The organism is Tsukamurella conjunctivitidis (genome assembly GCF_007858475.1).
GTDB classification, from domain to species: Bacteria; Actinomycetota; Actinomycetes; order Mycobacteriales; family Mycobacteriaceae; genus Tsukamurella; species Tsukamurella conjunctivitidis.
The window spans coordinates 1-554 of record NZ_VIGX01000240.1; the positions used below are offsets into that span (position 1 = coordinate 1).

At 63.9% G+C, this 554-nt stretch carries 1 protein-coding gene; it reads left to right on the top strand.

Annotated elements, in window-relative coordinates; genetic code table 11:
- Nucleotides 1-49: 49 nt before the first annotated feature.
- A partial coding sequence (locus FK530_RS25220; RefSeq protein WP_231706805.1) for a YveK family protein occupies nucleotides 50-554 on the top strand: 505 nt, incomplete at its 3' end.

The window sequence follows — 554 nt, forward strand, 5'->3', positions numbered from 1 at the left end:
GCTCGTAAACCGTGGCCCGCATGGCTAGCCATCACGACAGGACGGTTTCATGACCCTGGAGGACTTCCTCAAGCTCACCCGACGTCACCTGGGCACGATCCTGGTGTGCCTGCTGATCGGAGGAGTCGGGGCGTTCGGCCTGCTCAAGGTCACTCCGACTCAGTACACGGCCAGCTCCACCGCCTACGTGCGTGTGACCGTGCCCAGCGATGACGGCACCGATGCCTCAGCCAATGCCTATTACAACGCCTCCCAGCTGGCGACGCAGAAGGTCAAGGCCTTCGTACCCGTCTTCACCTCCCAGACTGTCGCGCAGGCTGTCATCGACCAGCTCAAGCTGAACACGACACCGACCGAGCTGGCCGGGCGCCTGACCGCCTCCAATGCCACCAACGCCCTGACCATCAATGTGACGGCCAGTGCGGACAGTGCTGACCAGGCACGCCAGATCGCCGATACCGTGGTCGACAAGGCCGCGGTTCAGGTCAAGGAACTGGAAGGGGAGGACTCCCCGGTCAGCGTGGTCCTGATGACCCCGGCCGACCTCTCCCAGA